At 27.5% G+C, this 3,708-nt stretch carries 5 protein-coding genes; 3 read left to right on the forward strand and 2 right to left on the reverse strand.

Going from position 1 to position 3,708, the window contains the following annotated elements:
- The 3 genes from HUJ77_RS00715 to HUJ77_RS00725 form a co-directional block, all read left to right on the forward strand.
- On the forward strand, positions 1 to 1,124 hold a 1,124-nt coding region (locus HUJ77_RS00715; protein WP_291706649.1), incomplete at its 5' end, for a glycine betaine ABC transporter substrate-binding protein.
- Positions 1,125 to 1,542: 418 nt separating this feature from the next.
- Positions 1,543 to 2,133 carry an ATP-binding protein gene (locus HUJ77_RS00720; RefSeq protein ID WP_291706650.1) on the forward strand — a complete coding sequence of 197 codons (591 nt, stop codon included), beginning with the start codon at positions 1,543 to 1,545 and terminating at the stop codon, positions 2,131 to 2,133.
- A gap of 177 nt (positions 2,134 to 2,310) precedes the next feature.
- On the forward strand, positions 2,311 to 2,946 hold the full coding sequence (locus tag HUJ77_RS00725; RefSeq protein WP_291706651.1) for a histidine phosphatase family protein: 636 nt from the start codon (positions 2,311 to 2,313) through the stop codon (positions 2,944 to 2,946).
- A gap of 190 nt (positions 2,947 to 3,136) precedes the next feature.
- On the opposite strand, the gene HUJ77_RS00730 is transcribed toward HUJ77_RS00725, so the two are convergent.
- The gene (locus tag HUJ77_RS00730; RefSeq protein ID WP_291706656.1) at positions 3,137 to 3,331 is read right to left on the reverse strand and encodes an HI0074 family nucleotidyltransferase substrate-binding subunit; all 195 of its coding nucleotides are present in this window, start codon (positions 3,329 to 3,331) and stop codon (positions 3,137 to 3,139) included.
- Between the two features lie 6 nt (positions 3,332 to 3,337).
- Positions 3,338 to 3,655, reverse strand: a complete 318-nt coding sequence (locus HUJ77_RS00735; protein WP_291706652.1) for a nucleotidyltransferase domain-containing protein — start codon at positions 3,653 to 3,655, stop codon at positions 3,338 to 3,340.
- Positions 3,656 to 3,708 lie beyond the last annotated feature (53 nt).

Raw genomic sequence — 3,708 nt, forward strand, 5'->3', positions numbered from 1 at the left:
CAGCCTTTGTAGGAGCTGGTGGACTTGGATATCTAGTATTTTCAGGCATTCAAACAGTAGATAATAATCTAATTTTATTTGGTGCTATTCCAGCAGCAGTTTTAGCATTATTAATTGACTGGATAACAGGAAAAATAGAAACTGTAACTATGCCTAATGGAATAAAGATGTCAGATGGAACAATGAAAGTTAAAAGAGGTAAGAAAATAAGTAAAAATAAAAAGAGAGCATATCAAGCTATAACATCAATATTAGTTATAGCAGTATTATCTCTAATTTCAGTTCCTAAGATAATGGCAATAAATAATAAGAAGATAGTAGTTTCTTCAAAGAATTTTACAGAACAATTAATTCTAGGTAATATGTTATCACAAATAATTCAAAATCATAGTGATTATGAAGTAGAAGAAAAGTTTAATTTAGGAGGTAGCCAGGTTACCTTTAATGCACTAAAATCAGGAGCGATAGATGTGTATGTTGATTATTTGGGAACTGGTTATGTAAATATACTAGGTATTAATGATGGTAATTCAGATAAAGAACAAGTTTATAATACTGTATCAGAAAGATTTAAAAGTGACTATGGAATAGAAGTTTTAAATCCAATGGGCTTTAATAATACCTATGCAATGGGAGTAACAAAGGAAACAGCAGAAAAGTACAACTTAAAAACTATTTCAGATTTAGCTAAGGTAGCAAATCAGTTGATACTTGGACCAAGTATAGAATTCATAAATAGAGAAGATGGATTAATAGGTTTAGAAAAAGCTTATAATATGAAATTTAAAGATGTTAAGCCAATAGAAGCAGGATTAAGATATACAGCCCTAGTTAATGGCTCAACTAATGTTACAGAGGCCTATACTACAGATGGACTTATTGAGAAGTTTAACTTAGTTATGTTAGAAGACGATAAAAATTTCATCCCACCATATGATGCAGTTACACTTGTTGGTGAAAAAGCATTAAAAGAATATCCAGAATTAGAAGAGATTATAGGATTACTAGATGGATTAATAACAGAAGAAAAAATGAGGAAAATGAATTATGAAGTTGATGAAAATAAAAGAAATCCAAAAGAAGTGGCTATAGAATTCTTACAATCAGAAGGACTGATGGATTAATTAATAATGCACGATATCAATGGATAATGCACAATGCGTAATGCATAATTAAGGTGAAAACTCCTTCGGAGTTTTGGGAAATGAAGAATGAAAATGTAAAGTTTAGAATTAATGAGTAAATTCCTCCAAAGTCGGAATTTAGAAATTAAAAGCCTCTTTGCTGAAGAAAAATTGGCATGAAAAAATTAAGGCTTAGATTTCATAGGAGTTTATAAATTTAATAATTCAGCTTGTCTGAATTATATCCACAATTATGCATTATGCATTATTAATTATGCATTAAAAAAAAGTTCTGCTTAAAAGTAGAACTTTTCTATTGCCTACAATATACATTGAATTTATCTGTAATTACTGATATAATTAATATCTGTTTTGAAAATAATTCACTTTTTAGATAGAATTTTTTGGAGGGTTTACTATGCCAAAGAGAATTGCCATTTTAGGTGGACCAAGATGTGGAAAGACAACATTAATACAACAACTTTATGTTGAAATGAAAATTAGAGACTTAAATGTTGGAGTAGCAACTGAATATAGCACTGATTATTTAAGAGATAAAGGAATGATTGAAAATATAGCAGAGCAATATGGAATATATTTAGGACAACTTCACATTGAAGATAGCTTAAATGAATTTGATTATGCAATTACAGATTATGCAACATTTGTTCCATATATATATGGAAGATTTATGCTTGGAGACAAAAAGAGAACAACAAAGGAAATTGAAATATTAAAAGATTTATACATATTAGCATTAAGAGATTTACCAAAATACGATCATATATTCTTTGTACCAAGAGAATTTGGATATACTAAGGACGGAGTAAGATGGCAAGACGAAGAAGTTGCTCAAGCAGTGGACAACGCTATATTAAGTTTCTTAGAAGCAGAAAATGTTAAATATCAATTAATTACAGGATCAACTAAAGAAAGATCAGAAAAAATCTTAGATTTACTTGATTTATTAGATGAATCAGAAGAAGTTCAATTAGATATGGCTAGATAAGGGGTTCCTATTAAGGAATCCTTTTTATATTAAAAATATATATAGGTGAATTTATAAAGTTATTAACAGCAAAATAATTTTTATTAACAGAAAATTGTGAATAAAAATTATTTTACTGTTGATAATTTTCAGATTTTTCGAAATAAATATAAAAGTGAGAGAATAATAGGAGGGACTATGACTAAGTTATATTTAACAAGACATGGTGAAACAGAATGGAATGAAGAAGGTAGAATGCAAGGATGGGGAGATTCTCCTTTAACTGAATTAGGAGAAAATCAAGCAATATGGCTTAAAGAAAGAATGAAGGATTTACATATTGATGTTATATATTCAAGTCCTATAGGAAGAGCCTTTAATACTGCTAAAATTATTAAAGGGGATAGAGATATTCCTTTAATTGCACATGATGGGTTAAAAGAAATGAGTTTTGGCGAGTGGGAAGGTAAAGATCAAGAAACTATTAAATCTATGGCAGAAGAAAATCACTTTAATTTTTGGAATGTACCATCTAAATATATTCCTACAGAAAATGGAGAAACCTTCAATGAAGTTAAAGAGAGATCATTTAAGACTATAAGTGAGATTTTAGAAAAAGAAAAGGGAAAGACTATTCTAATAGTAACCCATACTATTACACTAAAATCCTTTCTAACTGCTTTAGAAAATAAAGATATAGATACTTTATGGGATCCTCCATTTATAAAACAAACAAGTCTTACAGAAATAAACTTTACAGATGATAGATATGAAATTCCACTAATAGCTTGTATGGAGCATCATAAGTATTCAAAGAAAGAATACAATGAGTAATTAATTACTGATAAATTTTATATGTAAGTCTGTTTTAGAAAATTGTTGTTATTAATTATTGAAATACTGATATATAAATTAATACAAAGTACCAACAACATTTTAAAACAGAAGACTATAAAGAAAAAGTATTACTATAATTATATTAGTAATACTTTTTTACTTTCTGTATGATATATAATAATTTTATTTATAATAATTTTTCAAGGTTCTCTATTAGTTCTTCAATAGCATCAACATATTGATTTTTTACTCTATCCGCAATTTCCTTAGCCATATTTTCATTATAAATATGAGAAGTAGGATTTCTATCTTCTAAAAGATTTATCCAAACCTTATCATCTGAAATTAAATTATTTACATAGGCTTTTTTAAATTCATAAATTTAAAGTCAATATTTCTCATATATAGGTATGCCTTCTCTTTCAACTTGCTCTATAAAAAAAGTATCCTCAAGATCATTGATATTAGTAAAATCAAATTCTAATAAGGTACTTGTATGATTTTCTATATCATATATAAAATCTGATAAATTATATGAAGGGTTATCAATGTATATTGCTAAATCTATGTCGCTTTTAGGTGAATTATCCTTACGAGCCCTAGAACCAAATAAGAGGATTTTACCAATGCTTTTATATTTACTTGCTATTTCAGAAATTTCCTCTACTACTTTTTTATCTAAGTTAAAATCAACATTAGTAAGCAAAAACTCACCTCCTATATGAAAATAAAATATTGTATGTATATAATATTATATAC

This window comes from Clostridium sp. (assembly GCF_021443865.1).
Taxonomy (GTDB): domain Bacteria; phylum Bacillota; class Clostridia; order Clostridiales; family Clostridiaceae; genus Clostridium.

Bases quoted from the DNA above. Each gene is read 5' to 3' on its own strand.
- HUJ77_RS00720 (WP_291706650.1), top strand. From the start codon at position 1,543: ATGCCAAAGAGAATTGCCATTTTAGGTGGACCAAGATGTGGAAAGACA.
- HUJ77_RS00725 (WP_291706651.1), top strand. From the start codon at position 2,311: ATGACTAAGTTATATTTAACAAGACATGGTGAAACAGAATGGAATGAA.